Origin of the sequence: Variovorax sp. RTB1 (assembly GCF_035018765.1) — a bacterium.
In the GTDB taxonomy this organism is placed as follows: Bacteria; Pseudomonadota; Gammaproteobacteria; order Burkholderiales; family Burkholderiaceae_C; genus Variovorax.
Genome location: NZ_JASJXG010000006.1, coordinates 1 through 16,551 on the forward strand (window position 1 = coordinate 1; position 16,551 = coordinate 16,551).

Annotated in this window: 16 protein-coding genes; 10 read left to right on the top strand and 6 right to left on the bottom strand. The window is 63.7% G+C overall.

Annotated elements, in window-relative coordinates:
- Window positions 1–5 precede the first annotated feature (5 nt).
- The 4 genes from QN397_RS06060 to QN397_RS06075 are packed head-to-tail and all read left to right on the top strand — an operon-like array spanning window position 6 to window position 2,989.
- Window positions 6–989, top strand: a complete 984-nt coding sequence (locus QN397_RS06060) for a KpsF/GutQ family sugar-phosphate isomerase (protein WP_323500514.1) — start codon at window positions 6–8, stop codon at window positions 987–989.
- The gene (locus tag QN397_RS06065) at window positions 989–1,537 is read left to right on the top strand and encodes a KdsC family phosphatase (RefSeq protein ID WP_323500382.1); all 549 of its coding nucleotides are present in this window, start codon (window positions 989–991) and stop codon (window positions 1,535–1,537) included. The genes QN397_RS06060 and QN397_RS06065 overlap by 1 nt, the downstream gene beginning before the upstream one ends.
- A complete protein-coding gene (gene lptC / locus QN397_RS06070; RefSeq protein ID WP_323496749.1) occupies window positions 1,534–2,184 on the top strand; it encodes an LPS export ABC transporter periplasmic protein LptC in 651 nt (216 codons plus the stop codon). The genes QN397_RS06065 and lptC overlap by 4 nt, the downstream gene beginning before the upstream one ends.
- Before the next feature lie 28 nt (window positions 2,185–2,212).
- Entirely contained in the window at window positions 2,213–2,989 is a 777-nt protein-coding gene (locus tag QN397_RS06075) for an SDR family oxidoreductase (RefSeq protein ID WP_323500383.1), read from the top strand.
- Between the two features lie 50 nt (window positions 2,990–3,039).
- On the opposite strand, the gene QN397_RS06080 is transcribed toward QN397_RS06075, so the two are convergent.
- Complete coding sequence (locus tag QN397_RS06080; protein ID WP_323500384.1) at window positions 3,040–3,552, bottom strand: RNA-binding protein; 513 nt, start codon at window positions 3,550–3,552, stop codon at window positions 3,040–3,042.
- A gap of 381 nt (window positions 3,553–3,933) precedes the next feature.
- Here QN397_RS06080 and metX point away from each other — a divergent pair, with 381 nt between their 5' ends.
- From metX to QN397_RS06105, 4 genes are all read left to right on the top strand, one after another.
- Entirely contained in the window at window positions 3,934–5,169 is a 1,236-nt protein-coding gene (metX, locus tag QN397_RS06085; RefSeq protein WP_323500385.1) for a homoserine O-acetyltransferase MetX, read from the top strand.
- 19 nt (window positions 5,170–5,188) lie between these two features.
- Complete coding sequence (gene metW, locus QN397_RS06090) at window positions 5,189–5,773, top strand: methionine biosynthesis protein MetW (RefSeq protein WP_323500386.1); 585 nt, start codon at window positions 5,189–5,191, stop codon at window positions 5,771–5,773.
- A gap of 55 nt (window positions 5,774–5,828) precedes the next feature.
- The gene (gene otnI, locus QN397_RS06095) at window positions 5,829–6,632 is read left to right on the top strand and encodes a 2-oxo-tetronate isomerase (RefSeq protein WP_323500387.1); all 804 of its coding nucleotides are present in this window, start codon (window positions 5,829–5,831) and stop codon (window positions 6,630–6,632) included.
- A gap of 430 nt (window positions 6,633–7,062) precedes the next feature.
- Window positions 7,063–7,602, top strand: coding sequence for a polymer-forming cytoskeletal protein (locus tag QN397_RS06105; RefSeq protein ID WP_323500388.1), 540 nt, complete (start codon window positions 7,063–7,065; stop codon window positions 7,600–7,602).
- Window positions 7,603–7,626: 24 nt separating this feature from the next.
- Here the strand turns inward: QN397_RS06105 and QN397_RS06110 are convergent, their stop codons facing one another.
- Entirely contained in the window at window positions 7,627–8,415 is a 789-nt protein-coding gene (locus QN397_RS06110) for a DUF72 domain-containing protein (RefSeq protein WP_323500389.1), read from the bottom strand.
- A 98-nt stretch (window positions 8,416–8,513) separates the two neighbouring features.
- Here QN397_RS06110 and QN397_RS06115 point away from each other — a divergent pair, with 98 nt between their 5' ends.
- On the top strand, window positions 8,514–10,028 hold the full coding sequence (locus QN397_RS06115) for a M20 family metallopeptidase (RefSeq protein WP_323500390.1): 1,515 nt from the start codon (window positions 8,514–8,516) through the stop codon (window positions 10,026–10,028).
- Between the two features lie 68 nt (window positions 10,029–10,096).
- Here the strand turns inward: QN397_RS06115 and QN397_RS06120 are convergent, their stop codons facing one another.
- The 4 genes from QN397_RS06120 to QN397_RS06135 all read right to left on the bottom strand — a co-directional run bounded on the left by QN397_RS06120 (window position 10,097) and on the right by QN397_RS06135 (window position 14,019).
- On the bottom strand, window positions 10,097–10,585 hold the full coding sequence (locus QN397_RS06120) for a YidB family protein (RefSeq protein WP_416352313.1): 489 nt from the start codon (window positions 10,583–10,585) through the stop codon (window positions 10,097–10,099).
- Between the two features lie 102 nt (window positions 10,586–10,687).
- The gene (locus QN397_RS06125; RefSeq protein ID WP_323496741.1) at window positions 10,688–12,073 is read right to left on the bottom strand and encodes a M20/M25/M40 family metallo-hydrolase; all 1,386 of its coding nucleotides are present in this window, start codon (window positions 12,071–12,073) and stop codon (window positions 10,688–10,690) included.
- 31 nt (window positions 12,074–12,104) lie between these two features.
- A complete protein-coding gene (locus tag QN397_RS06130; RefSeq protein WP_323500391.1) occupies window positions 12,105–12,854 on the bottom strand; it encodes a 16S rRNA (uracil(1498)-N(3))-methyltransferase in 750 nt (249 codons plus the stop codon).
- Window position 12,855: 1 nt separating this feature from the next.
- Window positions 12,856–14,019 (bottom strand): aminoglycoside phosphotransferase family protein, encoded by a 1,164-nt coding sequence (locus QN397_RS06135; RefSeq protein WP_323500392.1) that lies wholly within the window; start codon window positions 14,017–14,019, stop codon window positions 12,856–12,858.
- A gap of 111 nt (window positions 14,020–14,130) precedes the next feature.
- Here QN397_RS06135 and QN397_RS06140 point away from each other — a divergent pair, with 111 nt between their 5' ends.
- Window positions 14,131–16,533 carry an LPS-assembly protein LptD gene (locus QN397_RS06140; protein ID WP_323500393.1) on the top strand — a complete coding sequence of 801 codons (2,403 nt, stop codon included), beginning with the start codon at window positions 14,131–14,133 and terminating at the stop codon, window positions 16,531–16,533.
- Window positions 16,534–16,551 lie beyond the last annotated feature (18 nt).

A 16,551-nucleotide genomic window follows, 5' to 3' on the forward strand; every position in this document is an offset into this window, starting at 1 on the left:
CTCCCCTGGTCGCCCCGACCGACCCCGACAAGATGCTCGCGCGTGCCCGGACCACGTTCGACATCGAGGCCGCCGCCGTGCTCGGCCTGAAGAGCCGAATCGGCCCGAGCTTCGTCGAGGCGATCGACCTGATCCTGAACGTGCGCGGCCGCGTGGTCGTGATGGGTATGGGCAAGAGCGGCCACGTCGGCCGCAAGATCGCCGCCACGCTGGCATCGACCGGCACGCCGGCGATGTTCGTGCACCCGGCCGAAGCCAGTCATGGCGATCTCGGCATGATCAAGTCTGTCGACCTGGTGATCGCCATTTCGAACAGCGGCGAAAGCGATGAGCTCGCCGCCATCTTGCCGGTCGTCAAGCGCCAAGGCGTGCCGCTGATCGCCATGACCGGCCGCGCCGACAGCATGCTCGGCCGGCACGCCGACATCCTGCTGGACAGCGGTGTCGAGAAAGAAGCCTGCCCGCTCAACCTCGCACCGACCGCGAGCACCACCGCGCAAATGGCGCTGGGCGATGCCCTGGCGGTGGCCCTGCTCGACGCCCGCGGGTTCGGTACCGAAGACTTTGCGCGCTCGCATCCGGGCGGCGCGCTCGGCCGCAAGCTGCTCACGCATGTGGCCGACCTGATGCGCAGCGGCGACAACGTGCCACGCGTCACCCGTGACGCGAGCATGAGCGTGCTGATGCGCGAGATGAGTTCAAAGGGCCTGGGCGCTGCCGCCGTGGTGGATGCAGAGGGCCACGCCATCGGCGTCTTCACCGATGGCGATCTGCGCCGCCTGATCGAAACCGGCGCCGACCTGCGTGCGCTGACGGCGAGCGAGGTCATGCACCACACACCGCGCACAATCCGCGCCGATGCGCTGGGCGTCGAAGCGGCCGAACTGATGGAACAGCACCGCATTACCAGCGTGCTGGTCGTGGACGCCGACGGCTTGCTGATTGGCGCGCTCAGCATCAACGACCTGATGCGGGCGAAAGTCATCTGATGCCGTTCCCGTTCAAGGCCGAAACCCTACTCGCCGCACAGGACATCCGCATCGCCTTCTTCGACGTGGACGGTGTGCTCACCGACGGCGGCGTTTACTTCACCGAAGAAGGAGAAACGCTCAAGCGTTTCAACACGCTCGACGGCTATGGCCTCAAGCTGTTGCGAATGGCCGGCATCACGCCGGTGGTGATCACCGGTCGCGACTCCAAGCCGTTGCGCGTGCGGCTGGCGGCACTCGGTATCGAACACGTACGCTTCGGCACCGAAGACAAATTGCCCGCGGCCGAGGCAATGCTCGCGGCGCTCGGATTCACTTGGTCGCAGGCCGCGGCCATCGGCGACGACTGGCCCGACCTGCCGGTGCTAGGTCGGGTCGCCCTTCCTGTCGCGCCAGCCAACGCGCACATCGAAGTTCTCGAGGTGGCGCTCTATGTCACCAAGGCACGCGGTGGAGAGGGCGCGGCGCGTGAGTTCTGCGATCTGCTGCTGACTGCAAACGGCCACTACCGCCGCTTGCTCGACGCCGCGCGCGGACCGGCCGCATGAAGTCGACTTGGGCGCTGCTGCGCGATGGTTTCGATCGCGTCACGATCTACCTGCCGATCATCCTGACTGCGGTGCTGGCACTCGGCACCTACTGGCTGGTGCGCAACGCGCCGCGCTTGATCGCGCCCACAGCCAAGGTGGCGCCGGTGCACGAACCCGACTACTTCATGCGCGGCTTCGTCATCAAGAACTACCTTGCCAACGGCGATTTGCGAAGCGAGTTGTTCGGCACTGAAGGCCGGCACTTCCCCGACACCGACACGCTCGAGGTCGACAAGGTCCGCTTGCGCTCGATTTCTCCGACCGGCTTTACCACGCGTGCCACTGCCAATCGCGGGCTCTCGAACGCCGACGGCAGCGAGGTCCAGCTCTTCGGCGACGCGATCGTCACCCGTGAACCGGGCAGCGCAGCCGGTGGTCAGCCGGTGCCCGAAATGCAGTTTCGTGGCGAGTTCCTTTACGCGTTTCTCGACACCGAACGCGTGACGTCGAACCAGCCCGTGACCCTCACGCGCGGCGCCGACAAGTTCACTGCCGACAACCTCGACTACGACAACATGACCGGCGTTGCCGTGCTGCGCGGCCGCGTGCGCGGTGTGCTGATGCCAGGCGCGAACCCGGCGCCGGCTGCCACCAAAAAACGCTGACCGTCTCTTGACCACCACTGGAACCGCCATGGCACCCCTTGTTTTCATCACCGGTGCATCGAGCGGCATCGGCCAGGCGCTGGCAGCGCGTTTCTACGAAGCCGGCTACAACCTCGCGCTGGTGGCCCGCCGCACCTCCGAGATCGAATCGTGGGCGCAAACCCGGCAACTGGCTACCGACCGCTTTCAGATCTATGGCGCGGACGTAGCGCAAATCGACAGCATCGTGGCGGCCGGCGCGGATTGCATCGCCTGTCAGGGCTTGCCCGACGTGGTGATCGCCAATGCCGGCATCAGTGTCGGGATCGACACCGCGCAGCGGGGCGATATCGACGTGCTGGCCCGCACTTTCGCAGTGAACAACATCGGTCTGGCAGCGACCTTTCATCCGTTCGTCGCCGCCATGGCGAAGCGCGGCAGCGGGCGCTTGGTTGGCATCGGCAGCGTCGCGTCAATTCGTGGGTTGCCGGGGCATGGCGCCTACTGCGCCAGCAAGTCCGGCGTCGTGGCGTATTGCGAAAGTCTGCGCGGCGAATTGCGACCGAGCGGCGTTAAGGTCGTCACGCTGTGCCCCGGCTATATCGACACGCCACTGACGCAAGGCAACCGCTACGGCATGCCCTTTTTGATGCAGGCCAGCGAGTTCGCGGACGCTGCCTTCAAGACGATCGAGTCCGGTACCAGCTACCGGGTCATTCCCTGGCAAATGGGCATGATCGCCAAGCTCATGCGCTTGGTGCCCAACGCGCTGTACGACCGGCTCGTGCAAGGACGCGGGCGGAAAAAGCGGCAGACGGAGCACTAACCATTCAAAAAGGCTCCCGAGGAGCCTTTTAGTTCTGAGCAACTTGCTGCTCAGTAGCCGCCGTTGCCACCGCCTCCGTAGCCACCACCACTGCCACCGCCGCTGCTACCGCCACCACCGCTGCGGCCACCACCGCCACCGCGTGGGCCAGCACCGTAAGGGCTGCGGAAACCACCATCGCCACCATCGCCACCACCGCCGCCGCTTCGGCCACCGCCACCGCCACCGCCGTAGCCTCCTCCGCCACCACTTCCACCACCGCCGCCATATCCACTACCACCGGCGTAGCCGCCACCGCTGCGCGGAGGACGGGCTTCCATCGGCCGGGCTTCATTGACGACGACGCTGCGGCCGCCGAGCGGTTGGCCGTTCATGCCGTTGATGGCTGCTTGCGCTTCCGCGTCACTGCCCATTTCGACGAAACCGAAGCCCTTGGAACGGCCGGTATCCCGTTCCATCATCACCTTGGCGCTGGTCACCGCGCCGAACTGACCGAAAGCCTGTTCCAGATCACCGTCGCGGACGGAATACGGCAGATTGCCGACGTACAGTTTGTTGCCCATCGATGGACTCCTGATATCAACACAAACACAAAAGCGATGGAACCCTGAAGGCGTGACCCAACGAACCGTTGTGTCGCGCGTAGCTGGCCGATCACCGAATTCGCCGCCCCGGAAGTTGGCGGGAAGCATTTTTATTATGAGTGAAATCTCATAAATGCAACGAAGAATTTGTGTTTGTGTCTTGCGCTGCAAGATTGGTGAAGTCAGCGCCCGCTTACAACATAGGCGTTTAGCGTGTTGCATGGTGCGACCGCCCTGATAGCGACGGCGTTGCTATACTTCGCCGACGCGCCGATTTGCTTCCAGCTTGCGGGCGCTTAACAAATACTGCTAAAGACGGATGCCGGACCCGGCTCGTTTTTGGCGACGCCGAGTTCTCACATGATCGTTATTTCTCAGTCGATGTTCTTCACGGGGCCGCTTGCTCTGCGAAGCGGCGCGTCGATCAGCGATTACTCGCTTGCCTGGGAAAGCTACGGCAAGCTCAATGCCGACAAGAGCAACGCGGTGCTGGTGTGCCATGCGCTCAATGCCTCGCACCACGTCGCGGGCGTGTACGAAGGTCAGGAGAAGTCGGAAGGCTGGTGGGACAACATGATCGGCCCGGGCAAGCCACTCGACACCGATCGCTTCTTCGTCATCGGCGTCAACAACCTGGGCTCGTGCTTCGGCTCGACCGGTCCCATGCACACCGACCCGGCGACCGGCCGCATCTACGGCGCCGACTTCCCGGTGGTGACGGTCGAAGACTGGGTCGATGCGCAAGCTGCGTTGCTCGACCGACTTGGCATTCAGCGGCTCGCTGCCGTCATGGGCGGCAGCCTGGGCGGCATGCAGGCCTTGTCGTGGACCTTGCAATATCCGGAGCGCGTTGGTCATGCCGTCGTCATCGCCAGCGCGCCCAACCTCACGGCCGAGAACATCGCCTTCAACGAGGTCGCTCGCCGCGCCATCGTGACCGACCCGGACTTCAATGGCGGCCACTTCTATGAGCACGGCGTCATCCCGAAGCGCGGTTTGCGGATCGCGCGAATGATCGGCCATATCACCTACCTCAGCGACGACGTGATGAACGAGAAGTTCGGGCGAATGCTGCAGCCGCGGGCCCCCACGCTACCCGCCGCGCGTGGGTCGCTGCCCCCCGAGAGGGCGCTCGCGCCTCCGGGCGGCCCAGCGGCGCTCGGCGCCGTCAAAGGCGAGGCCAACCCGACGACTTATCGCTATTCGACGCAAGAGGTCGAATTCCAGATCGAAAGTTATTTGCGCTATCAGGGCGACAAGTTCAGCGAGTACTTCGACGCCAATACCTATTTGCTCATCACCCGCGCGCTGGACTACTTCGATCCGGCACGTGACCACGGCGGCAACTTGAGCCTTGCCTTGGCCCAGGCCACGGCCAAGTTCTTGTTGGTCAGCTTCAAGACCGACTGGCGCTTTTCGCCGGCCCGGAGCCGCGAGATGCTGAAGGCCTTGCTCGACAACCGTCGCAACGTGAGCTACGCCGAGATCGATGCGCCGCACGGCCACGATGCCTTCTTGCTCGACGATGTGCGCTACGTCGGCGTCGTGCGCTCCTACTTCGAGCGCGTCGCAACCGAGCTGGGGTCGCCGGCATGAGCGAACTTCTGAGCAACCCATGAGCGATAGCGACACCCAACAACTGATCGCCCGTCTGGTGCCTCACGGCGCGCGCGTGCTCGACTTGGGCTGCGGCGACGGTGCCCTGCTCGACCTGTTGCAACGCGAGCGTGGTTGCAGCGGCTATGGCGTCGAGATCGCCGACGGCAACGTGCTCAAGTGCATTCGCCGCGGTGTCGATGTCATCCAGCTCAACCTCGATGAAGGCCTGGCGATGTTCGACGACGCCTCCTTCGATGTGGTGCTTCAGATCGACACGCTGCAACATCTGCGCAATGCCGAAGTGATGCTGCGCGAGACCGCGCGCGTCGGGCGTATCGGCATCGTCGCCTTCCCAAATTTCGCGCATTGGCCGAATCGCTTGAGCGTTGCGCGTGGCCGCATGCCTGTGACGCGACGCCTGCCGTATCAGTGGTACGACACGCCCAATATCCGCGTTGGCACCTTCAAGGATTTCGAGGTGCTTGCCGGGAAGAACCAGCTGCGCGTGCTCGACTCTTTTGGCGTGCAGGAGGACCGTAAGGTACGCTGGATGCCCAATGCGCGCGCCAGCACGGCGGTGTTCAAGTTCGAGCGCGCCTGAGGCGACGCCGGCACGAAGACCAGCCACTGAACAACAACGAGACAGGAGTTTTGCCATGCCGAAATTCGCGGCCAATCTGAGTTTTCTCTACAACGAGCTTCCGTTTCTCGATCGCTTCGAAGCAGCGGCGAAAGATGGCTTCAAAGCGGTCGAGTACCTCTTCCCGTACGAGTGGCCAGAGGCCGATCTGGCAGCTCGATTGCGCGACAACGACCTGCAGCAAGTGCTCTTCAACGCGCCGCCGGGCGACTGGGATGGCGGCGAACGCGGCATCGCCTGCTTGCCCGGGCGCGAGGCTGATTTTCGCGCTGGCATCCACAAGGCCTTGGGCTATGCGAAGGCGCTGTCGTGCCCACGCATCCACGTGATGGCCGGCCTGGTACCCGAAGGCATAGAGCGCGACACCTTGCAGCCGACCTACATCGCCAACCTGCATTGGGCCGCGGTCGAGGCGGCGAAACAGGGCACTGGGTTGTTGATCGAGCCCATCAACACGCGCGACACACCGCGTTTCTTCTTGAACCGACAAGACCATGCGCACGAGATCATCGATGCGGTCGGCGCGCTCAATCTGCAAGTGCAGATGGACCTGTACCACTGCCAGATCGTCGAGGGCGACGTCGCGATGAAGTTGCGCAAGTACCTGCCGACCGGGCGCGTCGGGCATTTGCAGATCGCCAGCGTGCCCGAGCGCAACGAGCCTGATCAGGGCGAGCTCAACTACGCCTATCTGTTCGCGCTCATCGACGAGTTGTCGGCCAATGGTGGCTGGGACGGCTGGCTGGGTTGCGAATACCGGCCGCGCACCACGGCGCACGAAGGGCTTGGCTGGAAAACTTCGATGAAAGTCGTTCGGTGAACCGCATCGATGAAGGCATACGCATGAAGGTTTCTCCCTCGTCGAACTGATAACGGCGTTCACTCTCGCATCGCCGGTCCACAGCGGGCTGTTCGTCAAGAAGAGCCGCTTCGTGGGATGCGTGCAGCCCATGCCGGTTCGCAAGGCGGCGTTGGCAGTCTTGCAGCGGCTCGGCGACGCATCGCAAGGTCGTATCGGGTGGATTGGGTGGATCGATCGTGTCGAGGATTGAGCTCAGGGCACTACCCACCGGCCGCAGCATGCGGGCCAGGCGGCCGAGGCGGCCGAGGCGTTCGATGGCAATCCCACGCAGCCAAAAGTATGCAACGCAGGCCCAGTCGTTTTATTCAGTTACTCAAAATTTGTCCAAGAAGCGCCGAACCGCCCGACTGCGTTCTTACGATAGGGGATCTTTCTAGAGGAGCTACCCTTGGCCACACAGTCCCCCTTCTTCGGCAAACGCACCGGCGACACCGATTCGCTCACTTCCCGTCCTGCTCCATTGGTCGGCACGCCGACCAATCTGTCGGGCAGCCCCGTGCATCCTTCGTCTCTCGTCAACGCGCAAGCCGCCAGTGCCGCAGCCGGCGGCTCGCCGATGAAGGAAGGCGGCAGCAAGCTCACCGTCGGCCCCAACATCAAGCTCAAGGGCGTCGAGATCACCGATTGCGATACGCTGATCGTCGAAGGTCTGGTCGAGGCCACGATGGACTCGCGGGTGATGCAGATCGCCGAGCAGGGCGCCTTCAAGGGCTCGGCCGAGATCGACATTGCCGAGATCCATGGCCTGTTCGACGGCAACCTCACGGTGCGTGAGAAGCTCGTGATCCACGCCACTGGCAAGGTCACCGGCAAGGTTCGCTACAGCAAGATCGTGATCGAAGAAGGCGGCCAGCTGTCTGGCGAAATCAGCTTCGGTGCCTCGGGTGCCAAGAGCGTCGAGACCAACAAGCCGCTGCAATCAGCCTGATCCGGAAAGCTTTCACGAGCGTTCTCAGGCGGCGGGCTTCCATCCCAGACGCTCCAACAAAGCACCTGCCGCGGCCGGTGCTTTTTCTTTGGCGCCGTTGATGAAATAGACGAACACGTCACTCCTCTTTTTGGCCGACGGCGCTGCCCATTTCTGCGCTCGCTCGGCCCATGCATCGAGTGCTTTTGGCGCGTAGCCGGTCTTCAGTTTCGCATCGCTCATCATGAGCCGTGCATAGGTGAACTCGCCCTCGGGTTGTTCGAACGAAGGGAACTTGTCGGAGTCGGTGAAGACCGTCGTCACCTTGTACCTTTTCGCGAGCTTTTGGTACTCGGGCACGATAAAGCTCGGATGCCGTACGTCCATCACGTGGCGCAACGCATGGCTGCCTTCCTTCTTCGGCAGAAGGGCGAGAAAGGCCTCGAAGTCTTCCGGGTCGAATTGCTTGGTTGGCATGAACTGCCAGACGATGGGTCCAAGCTTCTTACCCAATTCGGTGAGGCCGCTGCCGATGAATCGCTCGATCGATTCGCCAGCGGTCGAAAGCAGCTTGCGGTTGGTTGCGTAGCGCGTGGCCTTGAGCGAAAAGACGAAGTCGTCCGGCGCCTCGTCGTGCCACTTCCTGAAGCTTTCGGGCTTCATGGTGCTGTAGTAGGTGCCGTTGACCTCGATGGCGGTCGTGTGCCGGCTGGCGTAGCCGAGCTCTTTGGCATGCGACAGGCCCTTGGGATAGAAGTTGTCGCGCCACGGTTCGAAGGTCCAGCCGCCGATGCCGACTCGTATGTGCGGGATGGTTGGTTTCGAAGTTGCCATGGGGCTGCATGGTGCGTTCGGCCTTTCGCTTTCGTCAACCTCTCCAAGCGGCGCAGAATAATGTTTTGCCCCTGCTCACCTTCAGCGGAGACCCCCACATGAACGCACCCCTGCACCGCGAAATCCCCGCCGGCCTGCTCGACGCTGGCCGCGCCCTGTCCGATGTCACTGTCAAATGGGACACCGACATCGTCAAGCAACTGACCGACTACATCGAGATCCCGGCCAAGTCGCCCGGTTTCGACAAAGACTGGTCAGCGCATGGCTATCTCGACACGGTGCTGCGCAACGCAGCGAACTGGGTCGAAGCGCAGAAGGTCGAAGGCCTCAAGCTCGAGATCGTCCGGCTCGAAGGCCGCACGCCCGTGCTGTTCTTCGAGGTACCCGCAACCGGCACCACGATGACCGACACCGTGCTCATGTACGGCCACCTCGACAAGCAACCCGAGTTCACCGGCTGGCGCAACGACCTCGGCCCCTGGACGCCCAAGTATCTGGACGGTCTGTTGTATGGCCGCGGTGGTGCGGACGATGGCTACGCGGTGTACGCCAGCGTCGCCGCGCTGCAGGCCCTGAAGGCGCAAGGCGCGGCGCACCCACGCATCGTCGGCCTGATCGAAACCTGCGAAGAAAGCGGTTCGTACGACCTGCTGCCTTACGTCACCGCGTTGAAAGATCGGCTCGGCGAAGTCGGGCTGGTGATCTGCCTGGATTCCGGCGCCGGCAACTACGATCAGCTCTGGCTGACCACGTCGCTGCGCGGCATGGCCAGCGGCACGCTCAAGGTAGAAGTGCTGACCGAAGGCATTCACTCCGGCGATGCATCAGGCCTGGTGCCGTCGAGCTTTCGGATCATGCGGCAGGTACTCGACCGGCTCGAAGACAGCGCCACCGGTCGCATGTTGCCGGCCAGCTTTCATTGCGAAGTGCCGGCCGACCGGCTGGCGCAAGCCAAGGCGACAGCCGCGATCCTCGGCGAAGAGGTCTACAAGCGCTTTCCATGGGCGCATTACGACTGCGGTGGCTCTACCGCCTTCGCCCTGCCGACCACCACCGACCCGCTCGAGGCGTTGCTCAATCGCACCTGGAAGCCGACCTTGAGCGTGACCGGGGCCGAAGGCTTTCCGGCCCTCAAAGATGCGGGCAACGTGCTGCGCCCCTACACCGCATTCAAGCTGTCGCTGCGCCTGCCGCCACTGGTCGATGCGGGTGCGGCGGTGGCGGAAATGAAGGCGCTGCTCGAAGACAACGCGCCGTACCAGGCCAGGGTGACCTTCGAGCACGGCGGCGGTGCCACTGGCTGGAATGCACCTGCCATCACGCCGTGGTTCGAGCAGGCGCTCAACGCGGCCAGCCAGGCGCACTTCGGCGCGCCGTGCGGCTACATCGGGCAGGGCGGCACCATCCCGCTCATGAACATGCTGAGTGCGGGCTTCCCGACCGCGCAGATGATGGTGTGCGGCGTGCTCGGCCCCAAGAGCAACGCGCACGGGCCCAACGAGTTCCTGCATGTGCCGTATGCGAAGAAGCTGACGGCAGCCGTGGCGGAAGTCATCGCCGCATTGCCTGTGGCGCATGCCGCGCATTCGGCAGGTGCCGCTGCGACCGCCTGATCGCAATAGACAAAAAAAGAGCGCCCTCCCGAGCGCTCAACTTGCGATGAAACCTGCGGGCTTCGTTGCTAGCCCTTTTGAAGCAATCCGCTCAACGATGACAGCAAATCGTCGTGCTGGCCCAATCCCTGAGCGGGGACTTGTCCGTGCGGCGTCAGATGGTCGATCAACTGCGGCAGCATGGTCGCCAGCAGAGGCAACAGCGTCGCTGCGTTGATGCCCAGCTTGCTGGCGATGCTCGCCACGGTGTCATTGCCGAGCACGTCATTGAGCTGACCACCAGAGATCGGCACGTTGTCGCCTTTGCCGATCCACGAGCCGACCACATCGCCGAGGCCGGCTTGCTCGAACTTGGAGACCAAGCCGCCGAGTCCGCCTTGCGACCCGTTGTTGGCGAGCAGGCCGCCGAGTGCACCGGCCAAACCGCCGAGGTCACCGATCCCGCCCAGGCCGCCACCCATGGGCATGCCACCGGCAGGCATGCCGCCCTGCGGTGCCGACTGCGACTGCGGCAACCCGCCCAACACCTGACCGACTATCGAATCGAACAATCCCATAAGTTTCCCCTCGTGCGTGTGACAGAACTGCTGGCATTGTCGGTTGACGCGCGGAATAAAGGAAACTGTCTTTTCCCTACCGGGCGCGCCGTCTTGCTGCAATTACTTCGGCGCCGTTGCCTGACCGACGACAGCCGTCCGAGGCGGGCGCTTTGCCAGCAGTGGTTCGCTCACGCCTTGCACGCCGACCAGCCCGAGCACGGTGAAGAGCGAGTTCTGCGCACCCTTCCACGCATCGGTGACGTCGATCCATTCCGACAGCGCATGAAAGTTGCCGGTCTTTCCGCCGCCGCCGATGACGATGGCGGGAATGCCGAGAGACATCGGCACATTGGCGTCGGTGCTGGCACCGGACATCAGCGTCTTGAGGCCGAAGGCGGTGTTCGATCGCACTGCTGCTTCGACGATGACCGAATCGCCCGGTGTGCGGCCACCCGGGCGATCGCCGATGAGCTTGGTCGATACGGTCAGCGTGTCGACGTTCCAGCGCTTGTTCTCCGCAACGACGGCTTCGTCGATAGCGGTCAGGATTTTCTTCTCGGTTTCGAGCAGCGGCGCCATCGCATCGGAGCGGATGTCGATCGCCATGCGCGCGTCGGGCGCAATGGTGTTGACCGAGGTGCCGCCGCCCACGGTGCCAACAGTGAAGGTCGTCCGCGGCACGCTCGGCGTCTGGATGTCGGCGATCTTGGCGATGGCGCGGCCCATGCCGTGGATGGCACTCGGCACCTGCCCGAAGGCGCCGTAGCTGTGCCCACCCGGACCTTTGAAGGTCACTTCATAGCGATGGCTGCCGGTGCCCAGCACGAGCACAGCACCATCGGGTGCCGGCTCGAGGCCGACCATGCCGTCGATGTCGCGATGCTCGGCAAAAATGTGCTTCATGCCGCGCAGGTTGCCGAGCTCTTCTTCGCCGACATTGCCGACGAAGAGCAGGTCGCCGACGGTCTGCACCTTGTTGTCGTTGAGTACCTTGAGCCACGACAGCAGCACCGACAGGCCGCGTACGTCGTCTGAAATACCGGGCGCGTAGAGCTTGCCGTCGCGCTCTTTCACCTTGACGTCGGTGCCAGCCGGAAACACCGTGTCGAGGTGCGCCGAGATCAACAGCTTGGGACCGTTACCGGTGCCTTTGCGCAGGCCGACGACGTTGCCTTCGCTGTCGATGCGTGCATCGGCGAGGCCGAGTGCTTTCATGCGTGCGAGATAAGCCTCGGCGCGCTTCTGCTCCTTGAAGGGCGGCGCTTCAATCTCGGTCAGCATCTTCAGGTCTTCGATCGAGCGGGTGTGGTCGGCTTGCACCGCTTCGAGCAACTGCTTGATGACCTGTGAGGCCATCAGTTGTTCGAACGCCTTGTCGACGGCGGGTGACACCTGCAGCGGCGTTGGCGCCACGGCATTGAAGCCTTGGGCGTGAAGCGCGCTCGAGCAAAGGAGCGCGATTGCGGAAGTGACAGAAGCGAGGCGACGAAGTTTGAGGGCAAGCATCGGAGGAACGGGCGGAACAGGGTTCAGGGGCCTAGCGGGCTTCGGATGCGTCGGACAACAACATCAATGCCGCCAGCGCAGCGGTTTCAGCGCGCAGTACGCGGGCACCGAGCGTGGCCGGCATGAAGTCGTGTCCAATTGCCTCTTGCTCTTCGCTGCCGCTCAGGCCGCCTTCGGGCCCGCTCAAGACCAGTGCGTCGCGGCCACCGATCGTCGGAAGCACGGCGTTCAAGGGACGCGTCCCGTCCGCCAGGCTGAGGACGAAGCGTGCCGGTGCATCCGCCGGCGCCACTTCTGAAGGCATCGAACCGAGCCACGCAGCGAACGACCGGACCGGATGGATCACCGGCACGCGGTTGCGTCCACATTGCTCGCACGAGGCGATGGCGATGGCTTCCCAATGCGCGCGCTTCTTGTCGGCACGTTCCCCGGCCAGGCGCAGCACGCCGTGCGCCGTCATCAGCGGCTGGATGCTCGCGACGCCCAATTCGGTTGCTTTTTCGACCAGCCAGTCCATGCGCTCGTTCGCTGGCATGCCGACGACAAGATGCACGGCACGCGCTGCTTCGCGCTCGATCGAACGATGGTCGCCGACCATGACTGCAACATCGCTGCGGCCCATGCGCTCGACCGTCGCGTCGTACTCGCCGCCGACGCCGTCGAACAGCGTCAGCGCATCGCCAGGCTGCATGCGCAGCACCTGCACATGGCGCGCAGCGCCTGCTGGCAGGTCCAGTGATACACGGGCACTCAACGGTACCGAACAATGAAACCGTGGCATCTCAGACGCGGCCGTACGCGAAGCCGGACAAAGCCGTGTTGCCTTCGACTTCGTCGATCACGCGCAGCAGTGGCGTCAGTTCCATGTACCGGGCCGCAGTGGCGCGAATGTAGGCGATGAAGCGGGGCGTGTCGGCCAGGTACTTCGGCTTGCCGTCGCGCAAGGTGAGGCGCGCGAAGATGCCAGCGACCTTCAGGTGGCGTTGCAAACCCATCCACTCGACCGCACGATAGAAGGCGCCGAAGTCGGCATCGACCGGCAACTTGGCCTTGCGGGCGGCGGTCCAATAGCGCACGGTGACATCGAGCACGAACGCTTCATCCCAGCTCAGGAAAGCATCGCGCAACAAGCTGGCGATGTCATAGGTGATCGGGCCGTAGACCGCGTCCTGAAAGTCCAGGACACCAAGGCGCGTACCGCCCTTGATGTCATTGGCAGCATTGAGCAAGCCGCCTGCTGCACCGTCGCGAACCATCAGGTTGCGCGGCATGAAGTCGCGGTGCACATAGACGTTGGGCGAGGCCAGGTTGCTCTCGACGATGAGCTTGAAGCTGCGTTCCAGCCGCTCCTGCAACTTGCCGGTGATCGCCATGCCGCGGTGCTGCGTGATGTACCACTGTGGAAAAAGGGCAAGCTCGCGTTCGAGCAAGGCGCGGTCGTAGGGCGGCAGTACGTCCGGGCGCGATGCGAGCTGCCAGCGGATCAGCGCATCGATCGCCTCGTCGTATAGCGGCCGGCTGGCGTTGGCGTTCGCCGGGTCGACGACGTCTAGCATCGTGCGGTGGCCCAGATCGTCGAGCAGCAGAAAGCCGTACCTTTGATCCCAGTCGAGCACCGCGGGCGCTGTCACGCCGGCCTCGCGCATCAGGGCAGCGACCTTCACGAAGGGGGCGCTGTCTTCTTTTTCGGGCGGTGCATCCATCACGATGCGTGTCGTGCCGTCGGCAGTGTCGACCCTGAAATACCGGCGAAAGCTTGCATCGGCGGATGCGAGGCGGACGGTGTCCGGACGCAACCGTTGTGTTGTCACCAGGCTCGCCAGCCAGCCGTCGAAGGCCGCGGACCGAGCCGTGTCTGGCCAGACGATCGCATCGACAGCTTCGAAGGGCTGCGACGGTTGTACCGGGGTCGTGTTTTCAGGGGCGGGAGACGAGGAGGCTGTCATGGATAATCGATTCTACAAATCCGACTCGCAGCCGCGCAGCCGACCTCCCTGCAACCACCGGCCCAGTTGCGCCGTTTCCCGACGAACCCTTGCACCGTGCCGATGCCTGAAATGAAACGAGCCATGTGGCGTCGTCGCCGCGCGCCGCTGCCTCTGGCCGCGCTGTCACTTGCGTTGCTGCATGCGCACGGCGCGCTGGCGCAGGATGCACCCGCCGTCGATCCGCCGCTCATGCTCAAGCGCACGCCGCAGCTCACCGAAACATTGCCGCCAGCCGAGCGGGGTCAGCTCCCGAGCTTTGTCGATGGCGACAAGCTTTCGGGCCGACCCGATCTTGAAACGATCGTCGAAGGCCATGCATCGATGCGGCGGGGCGACACCGTCATCAATGCCGACCGCCTCGAGTACTACCAGCCGGACGATCTGGCCAAGGCCCGTGGCAATGTCCGCGTGAATCAGGCGGGCAATGTCTACGAGGGCCCCGAGCTCGAGTTGAAGCTCGAAACCTTCGAGGGTTTTTTCAACAACGTGCGTTATCGATTCCTCGCCACGGGTGCCCACGGCGACGCCGAGCGAATCGATTTCGTCGACAGCAATGTGTCGGTCGCTCGCCAGGCGACATACACCACGTGTCGGCGCGAGGACTATCCCGGCTGGATGCCGGCCTGGCTCCTGACCGCGGCAACGCTCACCACCGACTCCGAAGAAAACGTCGGCGTGGCGACCGATGCTCGGCTTAGCTTCATGGGCATCAGCACGCCGGCGCTGCCGTCCATGAGCTTCCCGCTCAACAACGATCGCAAGACCGGCTTCCTGCCGCCGACGGTGGGCATCAGCAGTGTCAACGGAGTCGACATCACGGCGCCGTATTACTGGAACATCGCACCCAACCGGGATGCGACCTTCTATCCGGACCTGATGAGCAAGCGCGGCGTCAACCTGGGCAGCGAATTTCGATACCTCGAGGACAAGTACTCCGGCCAGATCCGCTTCGACTACATGCCGACGGACGAGCTGCGCGATCGCAAGCGCTGGGGTCTTTGGACGCACCATGAGCAAACCTTCGATCCCAAGCCTTTCGGGCTCGATTCGCTCGGCATGGTGTTCAACATCAACCGCGTGAGCGACGACAACTATTGGCGCGATTTCACGCGGACCCCGTCGCTGACCTCGCGGCTCCTGGCGACCAATGGCGCGCTCAACTGGAGCAAGGACGACTGGAGCGGCGCTTTCGGCGCGACCAAGTACCAGACGCTGCAGTACGACGCCTCGACCATCACGCCCCCGTACGATCGACTGCCGCAAATCACCGCCAACTATGCCAAGTACGACTGGCACGGCTTGGACATCAAGCTGGCGACCGACTACACACGCTTCAGGGCCGATCCGTCGGTGCAGCTGCAGCCCAACGGCGACCGCGTGTTCGCCGAGGGCGAAATCAGCCGGCCGCTCTTGTCGTCGGGCGGTTTCGTCATCCCCAAGCTCAAGCTGCACACCGCCAGCTACCAGCTCGACTCGGCGCTGGCCAACGGCGCTACCAGCGTGTCGAGCACGGTGCCGACCTTCAGCCTCGACAGCGGCTTGATCTTTGAGCGCGATGCCAATTTCTTCGGACGTGCCTTCCGGCAGACGCTGGAACCACGGGCCTATTACGTGTACACGCCGTACCGCAACCAGAGCAATCTGCCGGTCTACGACAGCGCGTCCAACGACTTCAACTTTGCGACGGTCTACACCGAGAACGAGTTTTCAGGGCACGACCGGGTGTCGGCCACCAATGCGCTCACGGTCGGCCTGACCACGCGCCTGTACGACGCCGACACCGGTGCAGAGGCCGCGCGCTTCGGAATCGCACAGCGGTATCGCATCCGGGACCAGGACGTGACGCTGCCCGCCACCGGATCGACTGCTGCGTCTGTCGCCTCGCCGGCGGGGGTGAGCGATCTGCTGCTGGGCGCCCAGATCAACTGGACGTCGAAATGGAGCCTGGACACGACGTTCCAGTACAACGCCGACACGCACCGTTCGGTGCGCACCGCGGTCACGGCACGTTATAGCCCGGAGCAGTATCACAACCTCACTGCGTCATACCGCTTCCAGGCGCCGACGACGGCCGGCGGTAGCGACGGCAACAAGTCGATCGACGTCGGCTTTCAGTGGCCGCTGAACGACCTGTGGGGCGACAAGGGCAAAGACCTGGGGCCGGGGCGCGGTGCGGGTGGTGGGCGCTGGTATGCGGTCGGCCGCCTTAACTACAGCATCCAGGACAAGACCTTGACCGATGGCGTGCTCGGCTTCGAATACGACGGCTGCTGCTGGATCGGCCGCGTGGTGCTGGAACGTTTGAGCACCGGCCAGGTCTCAGCGGGTACGCGGCTCATGTTCCAGCTCGAGTTCGTCGGTTTTGCCAGTGTGGGCACCAGCCCGCTGCGCACGCTGACGCAAAACATTCAGCGTTATCAACCCTTGCGCGCCCCCTATCCCGGCGCGAGCCGCTTCACCAATTACGACTGAGCCATCTGCCAGGACATC

What these genes read in the sequence shown, in the direction of transcription:
- QN397_RS06075 (WP_323500383.1), top strand. Translation starts at nt 2,213, where the DNA reads ATGGCACCCCTTGTTTTCATCACCGGTGCATCGAGCGGCATCGGCCAG.
- QN397_RS06065 (WP_323500382.1), top strand. Translation starts at nt 989, where the DNA reads ATGCCGTTCCCGTTCAAGGCCGAAACCCTACTCGCCGCACAGGACATC.
- metW (WP_323500386.1), top strand. Translation starts at nt 5,189, where the DNA reads ATGAGCGATAGCGACACCCAACAACTGATCGCCCGTCTGGTGCCTCAC.
- QN397_RS06135 (WP_323500392.1), bottom strand. Translation starts at nt 14,019, where the DNA reads ATGACAGCCTCCTCGTCTCCCGCCCCTGAAAACACGACCCCGGTACAA.
- QN397_RS06115 (WP_323500390.1), top strand. Translation starts at nt 8,514, where the DNA reads ATGAACGCACCCCTGCACCGCGAAATCCCCGCCGGCCTGCTCGACGCT.
- QN397_RS06110 (WP_323500389.1), bottom strand. Translation starts at nt 8,415, where the DNA reads ATGGCAACTTCGAAACCAACCATCCCGCACATACGAGTCGGCATCGGC.
- metX (WP_323500385.1), top strand. Translation starts at nt 3,934, where the DNA reads ATGATCGTTATTTCTCAGTCGATGTTCTTCACGGGGCCGCTTGCTCTG.
- QN397_RS06080 (WP_323500384.1), bottom strand. Translation starts at nt 3,552, where the DNA reads ATGGGCAACAAACTGTACGTCGGCAATCTGCCGTATTCCGTCCGCGAC.
- QN397_RS06140 (WP_323500393.1), top strand. Translation starts at nt 14,131, where the DNA reads ATGAAACGAGCCATGTGGCGTCGTCGCCGCGCGCCGCTGCCTCTGGCC.
- QN397_RS06125 (WP_323496741.1), bottom strand. Translation starts at nt 12,073, where the DNA reads ATGCTTGCCCTCAAACTTCGTCGCCTCGCTTCTGTCACTTCCGCAATC.
- lptC (WP_323496749.1), top strand. Translation starts at nt 1,534, where the DNA reads ATGAAGTCGACTTGGGCGCTGCTGCGCGATGGTTTCGATCGCGTCACG.
- otnI (WP_323500387.1), top strand. Translation starts at nt 5,829, where the DNA reads ATGCCGAAATTCGCGGCCAATCTGAGTTTTCTCTACAACGAGCTTCCG.
- QN397_RS06130 (WP_323500391.1), bottom strand. Translation starts at nt 12,854, where the DNA reads ATGCCACGGTTTCATTGTTCGGTACCGTTGAGTGCCCGTGTATCACTG.
- QN397_RS06120 (WP_416352313.1), bottom strand. Translation starts at nt 10,585, where the DNA reads ATGGGATTGTTCGATTCGATAGTCGGTCAGGTGTTGGGCGGGTTGCCG.